General features: G+C 69.5%; 19 protein-coding genes. 12 read left to right on the top strand and 7 right to left on the bottom strand.

All coding sequences use genetic code 11. From position 1 onward, the window contains the following. Positions 1–7: 7 nt before the first annotated feature. Positions 8–1,603, bottom strand: coding sequence for a choline dehydrogenase (locus O9280_RS09655; RefSeq protein WP_298342477.1), 1,596 nt, complete (start codon positions 1,601–1,603; stop codon positions 8–10). 120 nt (positions 1,604–1,723) lie between these two features. Here O9280_RS09655 and O9280_RS09660 point away from each other — a divergent pair, with 120 nt between their 5' ends. Beyond that, positions 1,724–3,049, top strand: coding sequence for an MFS transporter (locus O9280_RS09660; RefSeq protein WP_298341726.1), 1,326 nt, complete (start codon positions 1,724–1,726; stop codon positions 3,047–3,049). A gap of 28 nt (positions 3,050–3,077) precedes the next feature. Here O9280_RS09660 and O9280_RS09665 read toward each other — a convergent pair whose 3' ends face one another. The 3 genes from O9280_RS09665 to O9280_RS09675 all read right to left on the bottom strand — a co-directional run bounded on the left by O9280_RS09665 (position 3,078) and on the right by O9280_RS09675 (position 7,027). Then, positions 3,078–3,563 carry a hotdog fold domain-containing protein gene (locus O9280_RS09665; RefSeq protein WP_298341728.1) on the bottom strand — a complete coding sequence of 162 codons (486 nt, stop codon included), beginning with the start codon at positions 3,561–3,563 and terminating at the stop codon, positions 3,078–3,080. A gap of 90 nt (positions 3,564–3,653) precedes the next feature. Further along, positions 3,654–6,128 (bottom strand): acyl-CoA dehydrogenase, encoded by a 2,475-nt coding sequence (locus O9280_RS09670; RefSeq protein WP_298341731.1) that lies wholly within the window; start codon positions 6,126–6,128, stop codon positions 3,654–3,656. Then, on the bottom strand, positions 6,125–7,027 hold the full coding sequence (locus O9280_RS09675) for an alpha/beta hydrolase (protein WP_298341734.1): 903 nt from the start codon (positions 7,025–7,027) through the stop codon (positions 6,125–6,127). The genes O9280_RS09670 and O9280_RS09675 overlap by 4 nt, the downstream gene beginning before the upstream one ends. A 117-nt stretch (positions 7,028–7,144) precedes the next feature. On the opposite strand from O9280_RS09675, the gene O9280_RS09680 reads away from it, so the two are divergent. The 8 genes from O9280_RS09680 (at position 7,145) to O9280_RS09715 (ending at position 16,737) form a co-directional block, all read left to right on the top strand. Next, a complete protein-coding gene (locus O9280_RS09680) occupies positions 7,145–7,723 on the top strand; it encodes a TetR/AcrR family transcriptional regulator (RefSeq protein ID WP_298341737.1) in 579 nt (192 codons plus the stop codon). Further along, positions 7,720–8,478, top strand: a complete 759-nt coding sequence (locus O9280_RS09685) for a helix-turn-helix transcriptional regulator (protein WP_298341740.1) — start codon at positions 7,720–7,722, stop codon at positions 8,476–8,478. Before O9280_RS09680 ends, O9280_RS09685 begins: the two co-directional genes overlap by 4 nt. 98 nt (positions 8,479–8,576) lie before the next feature. Beyond that, complete coding sequence (locus tag O9280_RS09690; protein ID WP_298341743.1) at positions 8,577–10,361, top strand: phosphoenolpyruvate carboxykinase (GTP); 1,785 nt, start codon at positions 8,577–8,579, stop codon at positions 10,359–10,361. An 80-nt stretch (positions 10,362–10,441) separates the two neighbouring features. Continuing rightward, the gene (locus tag O9280_RS09695) at positions 10,442–11,374 is read left to right on the top strand and encodes a histone deacetylase (RefSeq protein WP_298341745.1); all 933 of its coding nucleotides are present in this window, start codon (positions 10,442–10,444) and stop codon (positions 11,372–11,374) included. Then, complete coding sequence (locus O9280_RS09700) at positions 11,356–12,249, top strand: hypothetical protein (RefSeq protein WP_298341748.1); 894 nt, start codon at positions 11,356–11,358, stop codon at positions 12,247–12,249. Before O9280_RS09695 ends, O9280_RS09700 begins: the two co-directional genes overlap by 19 nt. Positions 12,250–12,428: 179 nt before the next feature. Then, positions 12,429–15,278 carry a TonB-dependent receptor gene (locus O9280_RS09705; protein ID WP_298341751.1) on the top strand — a complete coding sequence of 950 codons (2,850 nt, stop codon included), beginning with the start codon at positions 12,429–12,431 and terminating at the stop codon, positions 15,276–15,278. Between the two features lie 119 nt (positions 15,279–15,397). Then, positions 15,398–16,171: a hypothetical protein gene (locus O9280_RS09710; RefSeq protein WP_298341754.1), complete on the top strand. Its 774-nt coding sequence runs from the start codon at positions 15,398–15,400 to the stop codon at positions 16,169–16,171. 56 nt (positions 16,172–16,227) lie between these two features. After that, positions 16,228–16,737 carry a hypothetical protein gene (locus tag O9280_RS09715; RefSeq protein WP_298341757.1) on the top strand — a complete coding sequence of 170 codons (510 nt, stop codon included), beginning with the start codon at positions 16,228–16,230 and terminating at the stop codon, positions 16,735–16,737. Between the two features lie 42 nt (positions 16,738–16,779). Here O9280_RS09715 and O9280_RS09720 read toward each other — a convergent pair whose 3' ends face one another. Then, complete coding sequence (locus tag O9280_RS09720) at positions 16,780–17,736, bottom strand: hypothetical protein (protein ID WP_298341760.1); 957 nt, start codon at positions 17,734–17,736, stop codon at positions 16,780–16,782. Between the two features lie 129 nt (positions 17,737–17,865). Continuing rightward, positions 17,866–18,756, bottom strand: a complete 891-nt coding sequence (locus tag O9280_RS09725) for an Hsp33 family molecular chaperone HslO (protein WP_298341763.1) — start codon at positions 18,754–18,756, stop codon at positions 17,866–17,868. A gap of 84 nt (positions 18,757–18,840) precedes the next feature. On the opposite strand from O9280_RS09725, the gene mtgA reads away from it, so the two are divergent. The 3 genes from mtgA (at position 18,841) to O9280_RS09740 (ending at position 21,058) form a co-directional block, all read left to right on the top strand. After that, positions 18,841–19,611 (top strand): monofunctional biosynthetic peptidoglycan transglycosylase, encoded by a 771-nt coding sequence (gene mtgA, locus O9280_RS09730; RefSeq protein WP_298341766.1) that lies wholly within the window; start codon positions 18,841–18,843, stop codon positions 19,609–19,611. Continuing rightward, entirely contained in the window at positions 19,611–20,555 is a 945-nt protein-coding gene (locus O9280_RS09735) for a glycosyltransferase family 2 protein (protein WP_298341769.1), read from the top strand. The genes mtgA and O9280_RS09735 overlap by 1 nt, the downstream gene beginning before the upstream one ends. 74 nt (positions 20,556–20,629) lie before the next feature. Beyond that, positions 20,630–21,058: a CBS domain-containing protein gene (locus O9280_RS09740; protein ID WP_298341772.1), complete on the top strand. Its 429-nt coding sequence runs from the start codon at positions 20,630–20,632 to the stop codon at positions 21,056–21,058. Positions 21,059–21,115: 57 nt separating this feature from the next. Here the strand turns inward: O9280_RS09740 and O9280_RS09745 are convergent, their stop codons facing one another. Then, positions 21,116–22,123 carry a TIGR00266 family protein gene (locus O9280_RS09745; protein WP_298341775.1) on the bottom strand — a complete coding sequence of 336 codons (1,008 nt, stop codon included), beginning with the start codon at positions 22,121–22,123 and terminating at the stop codon, positions 21,116–21,118. Positions 22,124–22,125: the final 2 nt, after the last annotated feature.

Raw genomic sequence — 22,125 nt, forward strand, 5'->3', positions numbered from 1 at the left:
AGCGGGCTCAGGCGAGGAGCAGGTCCGCGGCGCGCTCGGCGATCATGATGGTCGGTGCGTTGGTGTTGCCGCCAATCAGCTTCGGCATCACCGAGGCGTCCACTACACGCAGGCCCTCGACGCCGCGCACGCGCAGCTGCGGGTCGACCACCGCGTTCGGATCCCCGTCGCGGCCGATCGCGCAGGTGCCGATCGGGTGGTAGATCGACTCCGCCTTGCGGCGGATGAAGGCGTCGATGGCGGCCTCGTCCTGTGCCTTGGCGCCTGGCAGCAGTTCGTCGCCGCAATACGGGGCGAAGGCCGGCTGGGCGAGGATCTCGCGCGAGAGCCGCACGCACTCGCGCATGACCTTGAGGTCGAAGCCTTCCGCGTCGCCGAGATAATTCGCCTCGATACGCGGCTTGCTGGCGGCGTCGGTGCCGGCGAGGTACAGGCGCCCGCGGCTCTTCGGCCGCAGGAAACAGGCGTGGACGGTGAAGCCGTAGCCGGGCAGCTTGTTGCGGCCGTGGTCGTCGAGCTGGGCCGGCACGAAGTGGAACTGAAGGTCGGGGCGTTCGTCCTCGGCGAGGCGCGAACGCAGGAAGCCGCCGGCCTCGGCGATGTTGCTGGTTCCCGGGCCCTGCTTGCGCAGGTAGTAGTCCCACGCGATCTTCGCTTCGTTGAGCAGCGTGTCGGAGTCGTCGTAGGTGACGGCCTGCGTCGAGCGCTGCAGCGTGCAGATATCCAAATGATCCTGCAGGTTGCCGCCCACGCCCGGCAGGTCGACGCGGACCTCCACGCCTTGCTGGCGAAGGTGCGCCGCCGGGCCGATGCCGGAGAGCATCAGCAGCTGCGGGCTGTTGATGGCGCCGCCACAGAGGATCACCTCGCGCGCCGCGCCCTCGGCGAAGGCCGCGCCACCGACGGTGTAAAGCACGCCGCTGGCGCGTCCACCCTCGAACAGCACCTTGCGCGCCATCGCGCCGGTGATGACCTTGAGGTTCGGGCGCTGGCCACGGATCGGGTCGAGGTAGGCGGTGGCCGACGAGCAGCGCGAGCCGCCGCGCGTGGTGGTCTGGTAGAAGCCGAAGCCTTCCTGCACGCCGCCGTTGAAATCGGGATTCGCCGGGAAGCCCGCCTGCGTCGCCGCATCGACGAACACCGCCGAGAGGGGATTGCGGTAGCGGTGGTCGCTGACGCCGAGCGGGCCGTCGCCGCCGTGCAGCGCATCCGTGCCGCGCTCGTTGCCTTCCGACTTGCGGAAGTAGGGCAGAACGTTGTTCCAATCCCATCCGGTGGCACCGAGTTCGGCCCATTCGTCGTAATCGCGGCGCTCGCCTCGGATGTAGCACATCGCGTTGATCGAGCTGCTGCCGCCGAGCACCTTGCCGCGCGGCCACCACAGCATGCGGCCGTCGAGGTTCGGCTCGGGCGCGGTGCTGTAATCCCAGTTCACGCCTTTCTTGCCGACCAGCTTCGCGAGGCCGGCGGGCATGTGCACGAAGGGATGCCAGTCGCGCGGACCGGCCTCCAGCAGCAGGACCTTGACCTTGGGATCGGCGCTGAGCCGGTTGGCGAGGACGCAGCCGGCGGAGCCGGCACCCACGATGATGTAGTCGAACACGTACCGACTGCCGCTGAAGCGATGGGCGATGCTGGTCCGCACGTCTAGAGTGAATGCTCTAGCTCGGCGGCTGGCGGCGACTCCGCTAAAGTACGGGGCATCCATTGCCACGGAGTGACGATGCAGGCCCAAGGCCCCCAGCGACTCCGCTGGTCCGATCTGAAGCAGGCGCTGGCCGACGTGCCGGCCCTCGCGCTGTCGTTCGGCTACTTCTTCTGCCTGCTGTGCGGCTACTTCATGCTGCGCTCGATCCGCGACGCCTTCGGGGCGACGGACGACGCCTCGGCCGTGTTCCCTCCGGCGATGATCGCCTTCTTCGCGGAGCGGGGCATCGCCCTCGGGACGTTGACGCTGCAGGTGCTGTTCACCGGCACCTTCGTGTCGATGCTGGTGCTGCAGCCCTTCTACGGCGCGCTGGTAAGCCGCTACCCGCGGCGGGTGTTCCTGCCCTTCGTCTATGGCCTGCTGGTGACCGCGCTCGGCGTGTTCTACCTGGCCTTCGCCAACGACGTGCCGGGCCGCGGCGCGGCCTTCTTCATCTTCCTCGCGGTCGTGAATCTCTTCGCCGTCACGGTGTTCTGGAGCTTCATGTCCGACATCTACAGCTCGGCGCAGTCGCGGCTGTTCTACGGCTTCATCGGCGTGGGCGGCACGCTCGGGGCCCTGGCCGGCCCGGCGCTGACCAAGCTGATCGTCAAGGACGTCGGCGTCGAGACGATCATGCTCATCAGCACCGGCTTCATGGGCCTGTGCCTCGCCTTCGTCATCGCGCTGGCGCCCTGGGCCCGGCGTCGCGAGGTGGAGCGGGGCGGCCCGCGCTTCGACGAGGCCATGGGCGGGCGCTTCCTCGAAGGCCTGCGCATCGTCGCGCGCGACCCCCTGATGCGCGGCATGGCGCTGGTGATGTTCTTCGGCGTCGCGGTGGGCACGCTGCTCTACAACGAGCAGGCCGCCGTGGCGCGCCAGATCGCCGACGACGAAGCCCGGACGGCCTTCTTCGCGACCATCGACCTCTGGATCAACGGCCTGACGCTGGCCATCCAGCTGTTCATCACGCCGTTCCTGCTCGCCCGCTTCGGCGTGGCGCCCCTGCTGCTGATCCCCGGCCTGGCCATCACCCTCGGCTTCGCCGTGCTCGCGGGTAACCCGCTGCCGATGCTGTTGATGGCGGTGCAGATCGCCACGCGCACTGGCGAGTTCGCGCTGGCCAAGCCGGCCCGCGAAACCATCTACACGCGCGTGGACGCGGAGACCCGCTACAAGGCCAAGGCCTTCATCGACACGGCGATCTACCGCGGCGGCGACTTCACCTTCGTCTGGGTGCACAAGGCCATCGCGTCCTTCGGCTCGTCGGTGGTGTTCCTGCTCGGCACCGGCATGGCGATGGCGCTGTTCCTGTCGGCCTGGGGCGTCGTGCGCGCGCAGAAGGCGCTGTCGAGGGGCTGATGCCGAAGGCGCCGGGCGCGCGCGGGGCTCAGCCCTTGCGCGCCGGCTTCGGCGACAGCCACATCACGACTTCGGCGCGGAAGGTCGGGTCGCCGCTGGCGTCGTGCACCTCCACTTGCACGGGCAGCTCGTAGCCCGCGCTGGCCGACACGATCGGAATGCGCGGCTGGGCGATGCCGGTCTGCGGGCCCATCGCCTTCTTCAGGTACTGCACCGTCATGCCCTTCGGGATCCAGCGCATGTCGGCGGGGATGGAGGCATCGGTCATCACGCCGGCGCAGAGCTCGGCGAGGTTGCACAGGGCGATCGCGTGGACGCTGCCGATGTGGTTCCGCATGCCGCGGCGGTGCGGGATGCGCGCCTCGCAGCGGCCCGGCTCCAGCGCGACGAAGGTGGGATGGATCGTGCCGAAGTACGGCGCCTTGAAGCACACTGCGCGTGAGAACAGCCAGCGTCCCAGCGGCAGGCGCTCGAAGCGGCGGTACAGGGCGAGGAGGGGCGTGGTCGTGCTCATCGGTGGCTCACGGTCGGTGGCGCGCAGGGTGTCGGATAGCAGAACGGCGGGCCGAGGCCCGCCGTTCCATGGTGACGCGACGCGAGGCGCTCAGGCCGCGCGACGGGTGTCGCCGGACTTGGCGCCGCGGTACAGCGACGCGGCGACGAGGTCCTCGTGGTCGAAATCGTCCACGCTGATCGCGTCCCAGGTGAGGCGGCGCAGCTCTTCGAGCTGGGCGCGCTCCTCGCCGGTGATCAGGCCCTTCTGCACGGCCTCGGCGAGCTGGGCGGCGTAATCCAGCGCGGCGATCTCGCCGCCCTTCACCGCCTTCATGAACTTGCGCTCCACCGGCTCGGCGAGGATCACCTTGGCCAGCGCCGCGTTGACGCGGCCGGCCGGGTTGTTCTCGCAGGGCGTCAGGAACACGCCGCTCACCAGACGGTCGCGGGCGTCGGAGGGCGACATCAGCAGCGCCGCGGCACGGCGGCCGAGGCGGTCGCTCGGGGCCTGCGCACGACGGCCGAACGGGAACACCAGCAGCCACAGCAGCCAGCCGACCGGACGGATCGGGTAGTTGCGCAGCGCGCCGGACAGCGCGTTCTCGATCTTGAACACGCTGTCGTGGAAGGCCCAGGCCAGCAGCGGCTGTTCGGAGGCCGGACGGCCCTCGTCCTCGTAGCGCTTCAGCATCGCGCTGGCGATGTAGAGCTGCGAGAGCACGTCGCCGAGGCGGCCCGACAGCTTTTCCTTGAACTTCAGCTTGCCGCCCAGCGTCAGCATCGACGTGTCGGCGACCAGCGCGAGGTTCGCGGAATAGCGGTTGAGGCGGCGGTAGAAGCGCTTGGTGTAGTCGTCGCCCGGCGCCGAGCCGAAGGCGGCGAAGGTCATGCCCATCCACAGGCTGCGGACGGCATTGCTGATGGCGAAGCCGATGTGGCCGAACAGGTTGGTGTCGAACTCGCGCAGGCGCACGACCGGGTCCGGATGCGTGGCGGCCTGCATTTCCTTCAGCACCCACGGATGGCAGCGGATGGCGCCCTGGCCGAAGATCATCAGCGAGCGCGTCATGATGTTCGCGCCTTCCACCGTGATCGAGATCGGGGCGGCCTGCCAGCCGCGGCCGAGGTAGTTCGATGGGCCGAGGATGACGCCCTTGCCGCCGTGGACGTCCATCGCGTCCTTGCCGACTTCTCGGGCCATTTCGGTGGCGTGGTACTTGGCGATGGCCGAGGGCACCGCCGGCTTTTCGCCGCGGTCGACGGCGGCGGCGGTGGCCTGCGACAGCGCGGCGGCGGCGTAGGTGTTGCCGGCGATGCGGGCCAGCGCTTCCTCGACGCCCTCGAAGCGGCCGATGGACAGGCCGAACTGCTTGCGGATGCGCGAGTAGGCGCCGGTCGCCGCGGCGGCGAGCTTGGCCGCGCCACTCGAAGTGGAGGGCAGGGTGATGGCGCGGCCCACCGAGAGGCACTCGACCAGCATGCGCCAGCCGTGGCCGATGTACTCCTCGCCACCGATCAGCTGCGACAGCGGGAGGAACATTTCCTTGCCGTGCAGCGGGCCGTTCATGAAGGTGCAGTTGAGCGGGAAGTGGCGGCGGCCGACGCTCAGGCCCGGCGTCTCGCGCGGGATCAGCGCGAGCGTGATGCCGCGGTCGGCGTCATCGCCGAGCAGCTTGTTCGGGTCGTACAGGCGGAAGGCCAGGCCGATCACCGTCGCCACCGGGGCCAACGTGATGTAGCGCTTGTCGAAGGTGAGCTTGACGCCGAGCACCTTGGCGCCGTTCCAGTCGCCTTCGCAGACGATGCCGAAGTCCGGCAGCGAGGTGGCGTCGGAGCCGGCCGTCGGGCCGGTCAGCGCGAAGCAGGGGATCTCGCGGCCATCCGCGAGGCGCGGCAGGTAGTGGCGCTTCTGGTCTTCGGTGCCGTAGTGCAGCAGCAATTCCGCCGGGCCGAGCGAGTTTGGCACGCCGACGGTCGAGCTCAGCGTGGCCGAGATCGAGGCCAGCTTCTGGATCACCTTGTGGTGGGCCAGTGCGGAGAAGCCGAGGCCGCCGTACTCCTTCGGAATGATCATCCCGAAGAACTTGTTCTTCTTCAGGTATTCCCACACCTGCGGCTCGAGGTCCGCGTGGACGTGCGTGGTTTCCCAGTCGTTCGTCATCTTGCAGACCTCCTCGACCGGGCCGTCGAGGAAGGCTTGCTCCTCGGCGGTCAGCGTGGGCTTCGGCTGCGACAGCAGCTCGTTCCACTTCGGCGCGCCGGAGAACAGCTCGCCCTCGAAGCCAACGGTGCCGGCTTCCAGCGCGGTCTTCTCGGTCTCCGAGAGGGGCGGCAGGATCTTGGTGTAGAACTTCAGCAGCGGCGCGGTGATCAGGTTCTGGCGGATCGGCGTGATCAGCAGCGGCAGCGCGACGACCGCCAGCAGCGAACCGGCGACGATGGTCGCGATCGGCGCCACGCCGGTGAGGCCGACCAGCACGAGGCCGGCGCCGGCGACGGCGGTGAATACCGCCAGCGACCAGCGGTGATACGCCGCGATGGCGACCACCAGCAGAAGGACGAGGAAGGGCAACACAGCGGTCATGGCTCAGGCTCCGCGGAGGGTCTGGAAGGATCCCGCGTGGGGGCGGGCGAAAGGAATTCGATGACGGCCCGGGTGAAGGCGTCGTTGTCGTCGCCGGCCACCATATGCGTGGCCTCCGGCAGGTGCACGTGTTCGGCGTGCGGCACGAGATCGAGGAAATGCGCGACCGTCTCTTTCGAGACGAGGTCGCTGCGCCCGCCGCTCACCAGCAGCACGGGCACGTCGATGCCGCGCGCGGCATCGGCGAGTTCGTCCTGATGCTTGGCGGAATCGGCGAGGTCGTGAAGCAGGCGCGGGTCCCAGTGCCAGCGCAGGCGGCCGTCGTCGCCGCGCACGAGCAGGTGGGCGAGGTCGGCGGAGGATTTGCGCTCGCGACGATGCGGCAGGTACGCCGCGATCTCGCTCGCCGCGTGCTCGTGGTCGTCGAAGCCGTCCGGATGCGCGCCCATGAAGGCGAGGATGCGCTGCATTCCGGCGATTTCCCACTTCGGCGTGACGTCGACCAGAACCAGGCCGGCGAACCCGGCACCCCGCGACTGCGCGGCGAGGCCCACGAGGCCGCCCATCGAGGCGCCGACCAGCACCGGCGGCTTCGCCAGCGTTGAGCGCACGGCGAGGGCGTCATCGATGAACTGCTCGACGTCGTAACGCTCGTCCGCGGCATTGCGCCCGGACTGGCCATGGCCGCGCAGGTCGTAGGCCGCACTGGCGATGCCGGCCTGGCCCAGCGCGAGCATCGAGCGCGTCCACGCCTGGCGCGTCTGGCCGAAGCCGTGGGCGAACAGCACGCCGATGTCCGCACCCAGCGGACCGGCGGCGCTGGCGGCCAGCGGCACGCCGCCCGATCCCGTCCATTCGAACGAGGCTAGGGAAGCGGGCAGGGGTGCGGCGGAAACCATACGGCCGAGTATGGGTGGCGTTTTTCGCGCTTGTCAATACGTATGCGTATGGTGAAAGCGCGCCCGACACATTATTGTGTCGCTTCCATTGCCGTGAATGCCGCCCGCCCGCTGCCCATGCCCGCCGCCGCCAAGACCGAACGACCGATGCGTCTCTCCGCCGAAGACTGGGCCAATGCCGCCCTTGACGTCATCGCGGACGACGGCGTGGCCGCGGTCGCCGTGGAGCCCCTGGCGCGCCGCCTCGGCGTGACGAAGGGCAGTTTCTACTGGCATTTCCCCTCGCGCGAGGCGCTGCTCGCCGCCGCCCTCGAGCGCTGGGAGGCCATGGAGCAGGAGACCGTCTTCGGCAAGCTCGAGGCCTTCCCCGAGCCGCGCGAGCGCCTCAAGGCGCTGTTCCAGCTCGTCGCGCACGAGTTGAAGCCGCACAAGATCTACAGCGAGCTGCTGAAGGCGCTCGACCATCCGGTCGTGCAGCCGGTGCTGGCACGCGTGTCGCAGCGGCGCATGGACTACCTCGCCGCCAGCTTCCGCCAGGCCGGAATGCCGCGGCTCGAGGCCATCAACCGTGCGCGCCTGACCTACGCCGCCTACGTCGGCTTCCTGCAGCTGTCCCTGCAGCTCGGCCAGCCGCGCCTGAACCACGATGAGTTCGAGGCCTACGTCACCCACGTGATGGACGTGCTGATTCCGTGACCCTCCGCGTCCAGCTCGTCGAGGCCCTGAAGCGCGTGCTGAAGGCGCAGGGGCTGACCTACGCGAACCTCGCCGAGCGCATCGGCATGTCCGAGGCCTCGGTGAAGCGGATGTTCTCCGAGCAGTCGATCCGGCTCGAACGCCTCGAGCAGATCTGCGAGGCGCTCGACATGGGCCTCGCCGAACTCGCCGCCGAAGCGGAGCAGCGCCGGCCGGCCTTGGCCGAGTTGTCCGAGGCGCAGGAGCAGGCCCTGGTCGATGACCCGCTGCTGATGCTGGCGCTGTACCTCGCCGTGAACCGCTGGACACAGGACGAGGTGCTGGCGAACTACCAGATCAGCCTCCCGGACTGGATCGGGCGGCTGGTGAAGCTGGACCGCCTTGGCATCATCGAATTGCTGCCCGGCAACCGGGCCCGGGTACTGACCGCCCGGAACTTCCGCTGGCGGACCGACGGCCCCATGCAGCGCTTCTTCCAGCAGCGCCTGCTGCCGGAGTTCTTCAAGAGCCGCTTCGCCGGTGGCGAGGAGACCCTGCTGCTGCTCTCGGGCATGGTCTCCCGGCGCTCGGCCGCGACCATCCGCGAAAAGCTCCGGGAGGCCGCCGGCCAGTTCGATCTCATGCTGGCGCAAGACGCCCACCTTCCCGCTGCGGAGCGGGTGGGCGTGAGCCTGGTGCTGGCCCAGCGGCCCTGGAGCCTGGGCCTGTTCGACCCCCTGCGGAAAGCCTCGGCGGACCCCGCCCCGACGCTATAGAATACGTATGCATTGAGGCGGGTCCCGGTCGCTGGCCGGTGGCGAGCGTCACGGGAGTGGTCCCGGCCTCCGACGATTTCCCTTCCGGAGTTCTCCCGATGAGCAGCAGCTCGCCGAGCCGTTTCGCGGCCCTCAATGATTGGGTCGCGTCCGTCGCCGCCCTCACCACGCCTGACCGCATCCACTGGTGCGATGGCTCCGAGGCCGAGGACGCCGCGCTCAAGGCCGCGATGCTTGCCGACGGCACCCTGCATGCGCTGAATGCGGAAACGCATCCGGGCTGCACGCTGCACCGCTCGCACCCCGGCGACGTGGCCCGCGTCGAGCACCTCACCTTCGTCTGCACCTCCGAGAAGGACGACGCCGGTCCGAACAACCACTGGATGTCGCCCGCCGACGGCCACGCGAAGATGGACGCGCTGTTCGCCGGCTGCATGAAGGGCCGCACGCTTTACGTGATTCCCTACTGCATGGGCCCGATCGACTCGCCGCTGTCGCGCTGCGGCGTCGAGATCACCGACTCGCCCTACGTCGTCGCCAACATGCGGATCATGACGCGCATGGGCTCGGCGGCCCTGGCGCGCATCGAGCGCGAAGGCTCGTTCGTGCGCGGCCTGCATTCCACCGGCGAACTCGACCCGGATCGCCGCTTCATCATGCATTTCCCCGAAGAGCTGGCGATCAAGAGCTACGGCTCGGGCTACGGCGGCAACGCCCTGCTCGGCAAGAAGTGCCACGCATTGCGCATCGCCAGCTACCAGGCGCGCACCGAGGGCTGGCTCGCCGAGCACATGCTGATCGTCGGCATCGAGAATCCGCAGGGCGAGACGCACTACGTCGCCGCGGCCTTCCCGAGTGCCTGCGGCAAGACCAACCTCGCCATGCTGATCCCGCCGCAGGGCTACCGCGAGAAGGGTTGGAAGGTCTGGACGGTCGGCGACGACATCTGCTGGATGCGTCCCGGCGCCGACGGTCGCCTCTACGCCATCAACCCGGAAGCCGGCTATTTCGGCGTCGCCCCGGGCACCGGCGCGAAGAGCAATCCGAACGCGCTGGCCATGCTGGACCGCGATGCCATCTTCACGAATGTGGGCGTGACGGCCGACAACCAGCCTTGGTGGGAAGGCCTCGACACCGGCACGCCGGTGACGGATTGGAAGGGTCAGCCCTTCGATGCCGCCAAGGGCCCCGCCGCGCACGCGAACGCGCGCTTCACCGTGTCGGCCAAGCAGTGCCCGTCGTACTCGCCGAAGGCCGAAGACCCGCAGGGCGTGCCGATCTCGGCGATCGTCTTCGGTGGTCGCCGTGCCTCGCTGGTGCCGCTGGTGTTCGAAGCCCGCGACTGGACGCACGGCGTGCTCGTCGGCGCCGGCATGGCCTCGGAAACGACCGCGGCGGCCACGGGCGCGGTGGGCGTCGTGCGCCGCGACTCGATGGCGATGAAGCCCTTCTGCGGCTACAACTTCGCCGACTATTTCAGCCACTGGCTCAGCTTCGGCGCGAAGGCCGACAAGCTGCCGAAGGTCTTCCACGTCAACTGGTTCCGCAAGGGCAGCGACGGCAAGTTCCTGTGGCCGGGCTTCGGCGACAACCTGCGTGTGCTCGAGTGGATGCTGAAGCGCTGCGAGGGCAAGGCGTCGGCGGTCGAGACGCCGGTGGGCCTGTTCCCGAAGCGCGAGGACCTGAACCTCGATGGCCTGAAGCTCAGCGACGAGGCGCGCGACGTGCTGTTCGGCTACGACCGCGACGGCTGGAAGGCCGAGATGGCCTCGATCGGCGAATACCTCGCCGAATTCGGTCCGCGCCTGCCTGCGGCCCTCGAAGCCGAGCGTCAGCGCGTGGCCGCCGCCCTCGAGGCTGAAGCCAAGAAGGCCGCGGCCTGAGGTCGCGGTATCGGCGGCGCGTGTTTCGAGCGCCGCCCGTTCTGCTCAAGGCCTTCATCGCTTCGGCTTAAGCTGGAGTGATGAAGGCCTTTTTCTGCCCGACGTTCGAGCTGCCGCTGCCGGAAGGCCACGCCTTCCCGATGGCGAAGTACCGCCGCCTTTACGAGCGCGTGCGCGAGCACGCCGAGCGCTGGGGCGTGACCTTGCACGAGCCGGTGTCCGCCAGCGACGAGGCGCTGCGCCGCGTCCACTGCCCCGACTACATCGAGCGCGTGCGGGGCGGCACCTTGAGCCCGCAGGAGCAGCGGCGCATCGGCTTCCCGTGGTCCGACGCGATGGCGAAGCGTGCGCGACGCACCGTGGGCGGCACGATCGCGGCGCTCGACGCGGCGCTTCGCGGCGACGGCGTCGCCGTGAACCTCGCCGGCGGTACGCACCATGCGGCCTTCGACCGCGGCGGCGGCTACTGCATCTTCAACGATGCGGTCGTGGCCGCGCGGCACGTGCAGGCCGAGGGCCTCGCGCAGAGGCTGCTGATCGTCGATCTCGATGTGCACCACGGCAACGGCACGGCCGAGCTGGTCGCTGGCGACGACACGCTGTTCGCCTTCTCGATGCATGACGCGAAGAACTACCCGGCGATCAAGCCGGCCTCCGACCTTGACGTGCCGCTGCCACCGGGCACCGACGACGCGCGCTACCTCGACCTGCTGGCTGCGCACCTGCCGAGGGCTGTCGACGCGGCGCGCCCCGAGGCGGTGATCTACCTCGCCGGTGCCGACCCCTTTGTCGGCGATCGGCTCGGCCAGTTGGCGCTCACCAAAGCCGGCCTCGCCCAGCGCGACCGTGCCGTATTCGAGGCCTGCCGTCGCCACGGCCTGCCGCTTTCGGTCGCGATGGCCGGCGGCTATGCCCCCGATGTCGACGACATCGTCGACATCCACGCCGAGACCGTGCGCTTGGCAGCGCGCGCCGCGTGTGCTGCGATAGCCGCATGCGCTGCCACGTCCTGACAAGCGCCTGCCTCGCCCTCCTCGGCCTGTCGGCCGAAGCCTCGGTGGTGCGCGTCGCGGAGGAGCGGCCCTTGGCCGTCGGCCAGGCGCTCCATCTGCGCGTGGAGGCCGGCTCGCTCGAGGTGCGCCCCGGGGAGGCCGGGAAGGTGGGCCTGGACGCCACGCTGGCGCCGGGCCAGCGCGTGGTCTGGCGCGAGTCGGTGGACCGCCGCGTGCTCATCGTCGACGACCCGGAGCGCCTCTCGCCGCGACGGTCCGAGCTCCGCGTCGCCGTCCCGGCTGGTGCCCCCCTCGTCATCCATCTTGGTGCCGCCTCGCTTGACCTCCAGGGTGCGGAAGCGCCACGCCTCGTGGTCCGCGGCGGGTCGGGAGCCCGCATTGCCGGTACGTTCGATGCTGCGGACGTCCGGGTCGACGGCGCGCTCGACCTGCAGCTCGAGGGCCCCACCGGCGATGTCCGGGCGGAGGGCCGCGAGGTCGAGGTCGTGTCGCGGGGGGCCATCGGCTCGGTCGCCGTCGACGCGCTGGGCGGGCCGTCCACACTCGCGCTGGATAGCCCGCGCCGTGTCCGCGCGACCTCGGTGTCCGGGCCGATCACGCTCCGTCTCGGGTCGGCGTCGGGCGCCGACGTCGTTCTGGAGAGCCTCTCCGGCGATCTTCGCGTCGATCTCGTCGGAGCGTGGCCTCGCGCCATCGTCCCGCAGTTGGCGACCGGTGACCTGAGCCTGCCTGTGGTGGAGACTCCGCGCGTTGCTGCCGGTGCCGCGGTGGGCGAGGGGGGTAGACTCGTCTTGCGAAGCTTCTCCGGCGATGCCCGGGTGGAAGGCGTCGCTCCGCCCGCCGGTGAACCGGCTCCGGTGCCGGGCCGGAATTGATGCGATGCAGCAGCAATCGCCGCGAAACGGCGCTCTTCATCTGGGCGCCCGCCCTCGCTCTCAGCGGATTTGCATAACGTAAACATTGCGTTATGCTCGGGAAGTCGCGGAACGCCCCCTCGGTACCGTCGGCATATCACTGGATTCCCGAATCCGCTCAAACGTTGGAGACAAACTCAATGTCGGACATCAAGCAGCTGTCGCGTGCAATTCGCTTTGCACTCTTCGCTGGCGCCACCCTGGCCGTCGCGCCCGCCTTCTCGCAAACCGCGGACTCGGCGGAGTCGTCCTCCGAGGAAACGCAGCGCCTCGACGTGGTCCAGGTCACCGGTACCCGCCTTTCCTCGCCTGGCATCGTCGCCAGCAGCCCGATCACGGAAGTGACCGCCGAGGAGCTTGAGATCAAGCAGGTCGTCGCGATCGAGGACTTCCTCCGCGAGCTGCCGGCCCTTGTGCCCGCCATCGGCCCGGGCACCAACAACGGCAGCGGCGGTGGTGCCACCATCGACCTGCGCGGCCTCGGCGCGAACCGCACCCTGGTGCTGGTCAACGGCCGCCGCCTGACCCCGTTCGACCTGGCTGGCGTGGTCGACACCAACGCGATCCCGGTCGCCCTGATCGAGCGCGTCGAGATCATCTCGGGCGGCGCCTCGGCCGTGTATGGCGCCGACGCCGTTTCGGGTGTCGTCAACTTCATCCTGAAGCGTGACTACGAAGGTGCGGAGATCTCCGCCCAGTGGGGCCAGTCGGCCGATAAGGACGGCGATCGCCAGCGTATCGACGTCACCGTCGGCGGCAACTTCGCCGAAGGCCGCGGCAACGCGGTACTGAGCGTCGGCCACACGGATACCGACGAAGTGCTTCAGGGCAACCGCCCGTTCGGCCTGCGTGCGCTCTCGTCGGTCACGGGCAGCCCGCAGGGTTCGGGCACCGGCGTGCCGGTCACCGAGCTGACCCTCGGCGGCCTGTGCCCGGACGGCGCCTTCCGCGCCACCTGCAACAACGCCTTCAACTTCAACCCGCCGAACCTCTTCCAGACCCCGCTGAACCGCCTGCAGGCCACGGGTCTCGCCAGCTTCCTGATCAATGACGATCACGAAGCCTACGCCGAGATCATGTACGTCCGCAGCGACGTATTCACCCAGCTGGCGTCTTCGGGCACGTTCTTCAACAACTACCGCGTGCCGGTCGGCAACCCCTACCTGCCTGCCGCCGCCCGCCAGCAGCTCTGCACCATTGCGGGCGTCGCCGCTGCCGATTGCGTGGTTGGCAACCCCACGGAAGCCACGGTCTCGCTCGGCCGCCGCTTCACCGAGCTTGGCCCGCGTCTCAACAGCTTCGAGAACAAGCTGTTCCAGGGCACCGTCGGCGTGAAGGGTTACGTGTTCGACACCTGGCGCTACGACGCGTACTACTCGTTCGGCGAAGCCGACCAGCTGCAGTCGCGCGTGAACTGGGGCTCCAACTCGCGCGTCCAGCAGGCGCTGCGTGCGCTCAGCACCACGGCCTGCACCGACGCCCGCAACGGCTGCGTGCCGCTCAACGTGTTCGGCCCCGAGGGCTCGATCACGCCGGCGATGCTGCGCTTCATCAACCTCGACTCGCTGCTGCAGCAGACGGTCACGCAGGACGTGCTCGCCGGTTCGCTGGTTGGCGACCTTGGTGACGCCATCATGAGCCCGTGGGCGACCTTCCCGATCAATGTCGCCGTGGGTGCCGAGCACCGCTCGGTGACGGCCGGCACGAAGTCGGACCAGGCCTCGCAGATCCAGGGTGAAGTGCTCGGCACCGGCGCCCCGACCCCGGACCGCCGCGGCGGCTTCGAGCTGACGGAAGGCTACTTCGAGCTGATCGCCCCGATCGTCAACGACGCGGCTTGGGCCTACTCGCTGTCGTTCGAGGGTGGCTTCCGCCGCAGCACCTTCGAAACCGCGGGCAACTCCACCTCGTACAACACCTACAAGTACGGCGGCGAGTGGACCCCGGTCGAGGGCATCCGTTTCCGCGCCCTGCAGCAGCGCGCCACCCGCGCCCCGAACGTGGGCGAGCTGTTCAACCCGCAGGTCACCGGCCTCAGCAACCTGGCCGTCGACCCCTGCGGCGGCGCCACCCCGACCGCCTCGCGCGAACGCTGCCTCGCGACCGGCGTTCCGGCCGCGGCGTACGGCTCGCTGCCGCAGCCGTCGGCGGGTCAGGTCAACGTCCTGACGGGCGGCAACCCGAACCTCGGTCCGGAAATCGCCGACACCCGCACCATCGGCATCGTGTGGACCCCGTCGTTCGTCGAGAACCTGGCGATCACGCTCGACCACTACGACATCGAAGTGACCGGCGCCGTCTCCAGCCCCTCGGTCAACGACATCCTCACGGGCTGCTACACCAACGGTAACGCCGCCGACTGCGCCCTGATCGGCCGCAACCCGCTGAACGGCACGTTCAACGGCACGGAGGCGCGTGGCATCGCGCTGGTCTCGTCGAACCTGGGCGTCATCCAGACCGACGGTATCGACCTCGGTGTCACCTACCTGTGGGACCTCGGCGACTTCGGCCGCTTGGACTTCGGTCTGAACGCCACCAAGGTCAACGACTGGTTCTTCCAGGCCACCCCGACCTCGGTCAACCGCGACTGCAAGGGCTACTACAGCGTCGCGTGCAACAACGCGGCGAGCAACGGGGCGGGCATCGTGCATGACTTCAAGGCGAACTTCCGCACCACGTGGGTCTACAGCGACTTCTCGGTCAGCGCCAACATCCGCCACCTCGGCAGCATCACCGAGGAGCCGGGTGGCACGGCCTTCCTGCCGGCCTACTCGAGCATCGGGTCGTTCAACTACCTCGACCTCGGCGCTTCGTGGCAGGCCACCGACCAGATCCGTCTGAACCTGTCGATCGCCAATGTGACCGACCGCCAGCCGCCGATCGTGGGCAACACCATTGGCAACACCGGTGTGAACAGCGGCAACACGTTCCCGCAGTACTACGACACCATCGGCCGTTACTACACCTTCGGTGCGACGGTGAAGTTCTGACCTAGGGCACATCGGTCACCCGCTCCCTCCGGCATCATGTCGGGGGGCATCGGGCCCGCAACCTGATGGATTCGTGCCCGCGACCCGTTCGCGGGCACTTTTTTTTGGAGGTCGTGACAATGCGTAACCTGTGCTTCGCGGGTCTGCTGTCGGCGGGCCTTCTGTTGGGCGCGCCGGTGTCGGCGGCGGAGGCCGCCGCGGTGCCCGCACCCGCCGCGCTGAGCTTCTGCTACGAGGCCAAGCGGGACTCCCATTGGCTCGGGCCGGACGGCCGGGGCGAGGCCATCGCCCGGATGCGTTCGGTCGCCGAGGCCTTGGACGTCCGTTTCGATTTCGTCGCGATGGCTGCCTCGGACTGCCAACTCGCCGTCGCCAACGGCCGGCATGACGGCATGCTCGGCGTGCCGTTCGACGAGACCGTCGCCTGGGTCGGGGCGTTTCCGCCGGAGGCGTCCGAAAGCGGACGCCGTGCGCTGTTCGTCGAAGGCGTGGCCTTGGTCCGCGAGCGCGATGTCGTGCAGGGCGGAACAGTGGCTGAGGTGCTCCGCAATCTGCGCAGCCCGATCGCGGCCGTTCCCGGTTCGGAGGCAGCGAGGGAACTCCGTTCGCTGGGCCTGCGGATCGACGACCGGACGCGGAACCCGCGGGGCTTGCTTGACCGCGTGCTGCGGAGTCCCGTCGAGGCTGCGGCGATGAGCTACGGCGACGCGGCTTTCCGTCTCGCTGCCGACCAAGCGCTGTCCGCACGGCTCGAGCTCATGCCGCAGCTGCTCACGCGGCGCGCCCACCACGTCCAGTTTTCGGCACAGCGCGTGGCGCAGGATCCGGCCCTCGTCGAGTCGGTGTGGGAGGCACTTGCGTCGCCCGCGCCCGCCGACAATGCTGGCGGCTGATCGCCGGCCCCAAGTGCTGGCAACCTCCCCCGCGGCCTTCGATCCTAGGAGTTCCTATGCGTCGCCTCCTTCTCGCCGTACTTGCGGCGTTCCTGTGCAGCCCTCTCCTCGCGGGCGCTCCCGTTGGGGAGTCCGGGTCTCCCGATGTCGGTGAGGACGCGCTCGACGCCGTCGACGTCGAGGATTACCTCGCGCAGCGTCGCGAGATCATGCTGCAGGTGAACGCGGGCGATCTCGGCCGCCTGTCCCGCGCCCGGCGCAACGAGCTCGAGGATTCGTGGTCGACCTTGCGTCGGCTGCTGGATGGCAAGCGATCCATCGCCGACCTCTCCACGCCGCAGCGCATCGAGTTCTTCAACGCCCAGTCGACGTTCACCGCGATCATCGAGCGTCAGCGCGAGAACGGCTTGATCTGCCGCGACGACGCGCCCACCGGATCGCGCATCCCCCAAGTGGTTTGCGAGCGGGTGAGGGACCGCGAGGCTCGGCGCGGCCGTGCGCGCGAGGCGGTCGATCGCCTGCAGGCTCCGACCTGCGTCCAAGTCAACGGCGTGGGGAACTGCTGACCCCGTAGTTCGCATCGCGTGGCCCGCGGGCCGCGCGGGCGATCAGAGATCTTGCTGGTAGCGGACGTAGGGCACGCGGCCCTCTTGGCGTTCGTCGGCCTTGGCGCGTGGCGCGACCGGGTTCTCCCCGGTGCTCATCAGGTTCTGTGCGCCAACGGTCAGGCGGCCGGACCACGGCGTGCGCCAGGTCAGGCCGAGACCGAGCGTGCCGTAGCTTTCGGTTTCTCCTGGAACGCGGACGACACGGCCGACCACTTCGCCGCCGATCGCGCCGTAGCCGCCGCCCACGCTCAGCGTGCGGCTGTTCCAGCGTGGCGCGACGCCGCCGAGCAGCATGCTGTTGGCCGGCAGCAGGCGCGCGCGGGCGACGCTGCCGCCGAGGCGGATCCAGCCCTGCTCGCCGATCTTGAGATCACCGACGATGCCGAGGTCGTTCTGTTCGAAGCCCACGCTCGGCAGGCCGGCGAGCGGCGCGAGTTCCGGCGTAGCGAGGGAGAGCGAGGTGCCCGGAAGCAGGCTGTCCGTGCTGCTGCGGCGGATCGAGCTGAAGCCCGTCCAGTCGCTGCGGCCGATACGGGTGCCGAGCTGGGCAGTGATCAGCCCTTGGGTCGGGGCCGCGGGGCGCGCCAACTGGGTGACCAGGCAATGATCGTCGAGGGTGCCGGCGTCGCCGCCACGGTCGCCGGCGTCGCCGCACAGCAGCCCATAACGCGGCTCGGCGCTCGCCGACAGGCCGGCCGTCAGGCTGCCTTCGCGTCGCGACCAGCGCGTGCCCAGCGAGGCTGCGGCGCTGTCATGGCCCGGCAGGGTCGACGTGTCGATCCAGAGCACGGCTTGCAGTTCGCCACTGTCGCGGTTCCAGACCGGGACTGGCATCGACGACGGGTCCATCGAGGTTGCGGCGGGCGGCGTCGGCACCGCTTCGACCGCCTGTGCCGCGGCGCCTGCGCTGGGGAGCGCAAGGGCGGCGGCAAGAGCGATGGCGAGAGCAGTGCGCATGCGAGGATCGGACTGTCGACCGGGCAAGGAGTTCCCGGCCGTGCAGGGTATCACTTTACGCACTTTTAACAACAGTGCCGCCGTCGATGGTTCGGGGTGCGGGGCGCCGGAACGCCCCGCGGGCCCTGCCTACTGCAGGCCCTTCGGGCCGCTGACGTTCGCCTGGGCCTGGGGTGTGAACAGCGCGCTGATCGCGTCCTTCGCCAGCCGGTACTCCCTGCCGCAGAACTCGCAGTGGATCTGCGCCTCACCGCTCTCGGCGGCGGCCAGGGCCTCGGTTTCCCCGAGGCCGCGCAGCATGTCCTCCACCCGGGCCTGTGAGCAGGAGCAGGCGAAGCGCAGGGGCTGATCCGACAGGAGCCTTACGCCGTCCTCGTGGAACAGGCGCCAGAGCAGGTCGGTGTCGGGGCCGGCCAGCAACTCGGCCGTGCCGAGGGTGCCGAACAGCGCCTCGACGCGGGCCCAGCCGTCGCCCTCGCGATCGGCATCGGGGAGCAGCTGCAGCAGCAGGCCCGCCGCACGCGACCCGTCGGCGGCCAGCAGCAGGGCCGTGGGCAACTGCTCGGATTGGCGGAAGTAGGCGGTCAGCGCTTCCGACAGGGTGTCCTCCTGCAGCCCGACGAGGCCCTGGTAGCGCTGCACCTCGCGCTGGCCGGGCGGCAGGGTTTCGATGGTGATGGCCAGCATCGAGCCCTCGCCGAAATCACGCGGGCCGAGCACGGCCGGCAGGTCGCCCTCGTGGCGGGCGAGGCCGCGCAGCGTGCCCTGCGAAGTGCACTCCGCGAACAGGGTGCGCAGGGCGCCGGTGCCGCGCAGCTGCAGGCTCAGACGGCCATCGACCTTGACGTGCCCGCAGAACAGCGCGGCGGCGGCGGCGGCCTCGCCGAGCAGGTGGGCGACGGCCTCCGGGTACTCGGCGCGCGCGCGGATCTCCTGCCAGGTGGCGTCGAGGCTGACCAGCACGCCGCGGACGCCGGTGTCTTCGATCAGGAAACGGGTGAGGGTGTCGGGATTCGCCATCGGTGCATGGACAGCGCGGCGTCGGGACGCCACGCTTCGCGCTCGGTCGGATTCGGGGATGCGAATGGTAGCGCGGGGGCGGCGATGAGGCGGAACGCGCGACGCGGCGCACGTCCGGGGTGGCGCGTCTGGCTGTTCCGGATCGCGTGGGGCGTGCCGCTGCTGTTCGTCGCGGTAACGGCGCTTCAAGTGGTCGCCTTGCGGGTGATCGACCCGCCGACCAGCGCCTTCATGCTCGACCGCCAGTGGCAGGCCTTCGGGAACGACGAGGCCGGCTTCACCTTGCAGTACGACTGGGTGGACTGGGACGCGCTCTCGCCCGAGCTACCGATCGCCCTGGTGGCGGCGGAGGACCAGCAGTTCCCGTCGCATGCCGGCTTCGACCTGGCGGCGATCGACAAAGCGCTGGAAAACAATGCACGCGGGCGCCCGGTGCGCGGTGCCAGCACCATCAGCCAGCAGGTGGCGAAGAACCTGTTCCTCTGGGACGGGCGAAGCTGGCTGCGCAAGGGGCTGGAGGCCTGGTACACGGTGCTCATCGAGCTGTTCTGGCCGAAGCAGCGCATCCTCGAGGTGTACGCGAACATCGCCGAATTCGGCGATGGCGTGTACGGCGCGGAAGCCGCCGCGCAGGCCTATTTCGGCAAGCCGGCGAAGCGCCTGAATGCCGCCGAGAGCGCTCGGCTCGCCGCCGTGCTGCCCAGCCCGAAGCGCTACAGCGTGCGGGCGCCGGGCCCCTACGTGCAGCGCCGTGCGGCGTGGATCGGCCGGCAGGCGCGCAACCTCGACGGGCCGCACTACCTCGCGGCCTGCTGCGGCGTGCCCGGCGTCGACCCCGCTAAGCTGGAGCGATGATGCCGACCGTCGATCTCGTCCTGCTGGTCGCCGCCCACAACGAAGAGGCGGCGCTGCCGGCCATGCACCCGCGCCTGCTCGGGGTGGCGGAAGCGCTGGGGCCGGGCGTGCGCGTGATGTACGTCGATGATGGCAGCCGTGACGGGACATGGGCCCTGCTGTCGGACTTCGTCACCGCTTGCCCCGAGCGCGTTGGCGCCCTGCGGCTGTCGCGCAATTTCGGCAAGGAGCTGGCCCTCACCGCCGGCCTCGACCACGTGCCGCCGGGTGCGGCCGTGGTGGTGCTGGATGCGGATGGCCAGGACCCACCGGAGCTCGTGCCGGCCATGGTCGCGCGTTGGCGGGCCGGTGCCGAGGTGGTGTTTGGGCGGCGCTCCGAGCGCCACGGCGAGCCATGGCTGAAGCGGGCCACCGCCGCCGCGTTCTACCGCGTGATCAACGCGCTGTCGGACACGCCGATCCCGCGCGACACCGGCGACTTCCGCCTGATCGGCCCGCGCGCCGTCGAGGCCCTGCGTGGCCTGCGCGAACGCCAGCGCTTCATGAAGGGCTTGTTCGCCTGGGTCGGTTTCCGCGCCGAGCCCTTCGACTACGAACGTGCGCCGCGCGTCGCCGGCGCCAGCAAGTTCAACTACTGGCGGCTGTGGAACCTCGCGCTCGAGGGGATCACCGGCTTCTCGACGGTGCCGCTGCGCGCCGCGACCTATATCGGGCTGGCCAGTTCTCTGGCCGCCTTCGCCTTCGGCGTATGGATCGTCGTGCGGACCCTGCTCTGGGGCGACCCGGTCGCCGGTTGGCCGAGCCTGATGGTGGTCATCGCCCTGCTCGGTGGCCTGCAACTGATGGCGCTCGGCATCATCGGCGAGTATCTCGGCCGGCTGTACCTCGAAGCCAAGCAGCGGCCGCTCTACATCGTCGACGAGGCGCGTCTCCCCGGTGCCTGAGCCGCACGCCGGCGTGACTTGAGCGCGCCCCTCGCGGGCGTATGATCGGGCTATCCACGACGGGAGCCAGGACGATGCGCAGCGTTCGACAGATCCTCGACGGCAAGGACACCCCGCTGGTGACGGTCGGGCCGGACGATCCGGTGCTCGACGCGCTCCGGCGCATGGCGGAGAGCGGCGTCGGCGCGGTGCTGGTGATGGAGCACGGCGCCCTCGTGGGCATCATGACCGAGCGCGATTACGCGCGGAAAATCGTCCTGCAGGGGCGCGCTTCGGCGACCACGCCGGTGCGCACGATCATGACGAGCCCGGTGAAGACGGTGACGCCGGAGCATCGGGCCCGCGATTGCATGCAGATGATGAGCGACCACCGCTTCCGCCACCTGCCGGTCGTCGAGGACGGCACGCTGATGGGCGTCATTTCCATCGGCGATCTGCTGAAGACCGTGATCGCCGAACAGCAGCAGGAAATCGGCCAGCTTCAGGCCTACATCGCGAGCTGAGCCCGAAACGAAAACGCCGGCGCGAGGCCGGCGTTTTCGTTGCGACGAGCGGGGCGATCAGAAGCGGTTGTCGCCGCCGAGCACTTGGCCGAGCCCGCCCAGCACCGAGCCTTCATCGCGGCCCGGCTTCATCGCCGCCTGCATCATGCGGCCCGCCAGGCGCGAGAACGGCAGCGACTGGATCCACACTTTGCCCGGGCCGGTGAGCGTGGCCATGAACACGCCTTCGCCGCCGAACAGCATCGACTTCACCGAACCCACCGACTTGATGTCGAAGTTGACGCCGTCGGTGTAGGCCACCACGCAGCCGGTATCGACATCGAGGCGCTCGCCCGGGGCCAGCTGCCGCTCCATGATCGTGCCGCCAGCGTGCACGAAGACGAGGCCGTCGCCTTCGAGCTTCTGCATGATGAAGCCTTCGCCGCCGAACAGCGCCGTCATCACCTTGCGCTGGAAGTGCAGGCCGATCGAGACACCTCGCGCCGCGGCGAGGAAGCTGTCCTTCTGGCAGATGATGCGGCCGCCGTAGTTCGATAGCGTCATCGGCACGATGGTGCCGGGGTAGGGCGCCGCGAAGGCGACCTTGGCCTTGCCGCTGCCGCCGGCGTGCGAGAACACCGTGGTGAACAGCGACTCGCCGGTGACGAGGCGCTTGCCGGCGCCGACCAGCTTGTCCATGAAGCCGCCACCGCTGCTGGCCTTGCCGTCACCGAACACGGTTTCCATGTTGACGACGGCGTCCTTGTACATCATCGCCCCGGCCTCGGCGACCGCCGATTCACCCGGATCGAGCTCGATCTCGACGAACTGCATGTCCTCGCCGTAGATCTTGTAGTCGATGACGTCGGCGCGCTGGCCCCCGGAAAAGGCCGGAGGCGGCGGCGAGGTGACGTTGCCGGCCACCGACTCACTGCGCAACTCGGCGCAGGCGGCGATCGGCACCCACTCGGCGAAGCCGTTGCGCCAGCAGTGGCCGTTCGGGTTCTTCGCGGCCTGCGCGACGGCGGCGGCGGTGTCGAGCGGGCCCATCTGCTGGCCGTTGTAGCTGAGGTACCACTGGTGCATGG

Source organism: Silanimonas sp. (genome assembly GCF_027531545.1).
Taxonomy (GTDB): Bacteria; Pseudomonadota; Gammaproteobacteria; order Xanthomonadales; family Xanthomonadaceae; genus Silanimonas.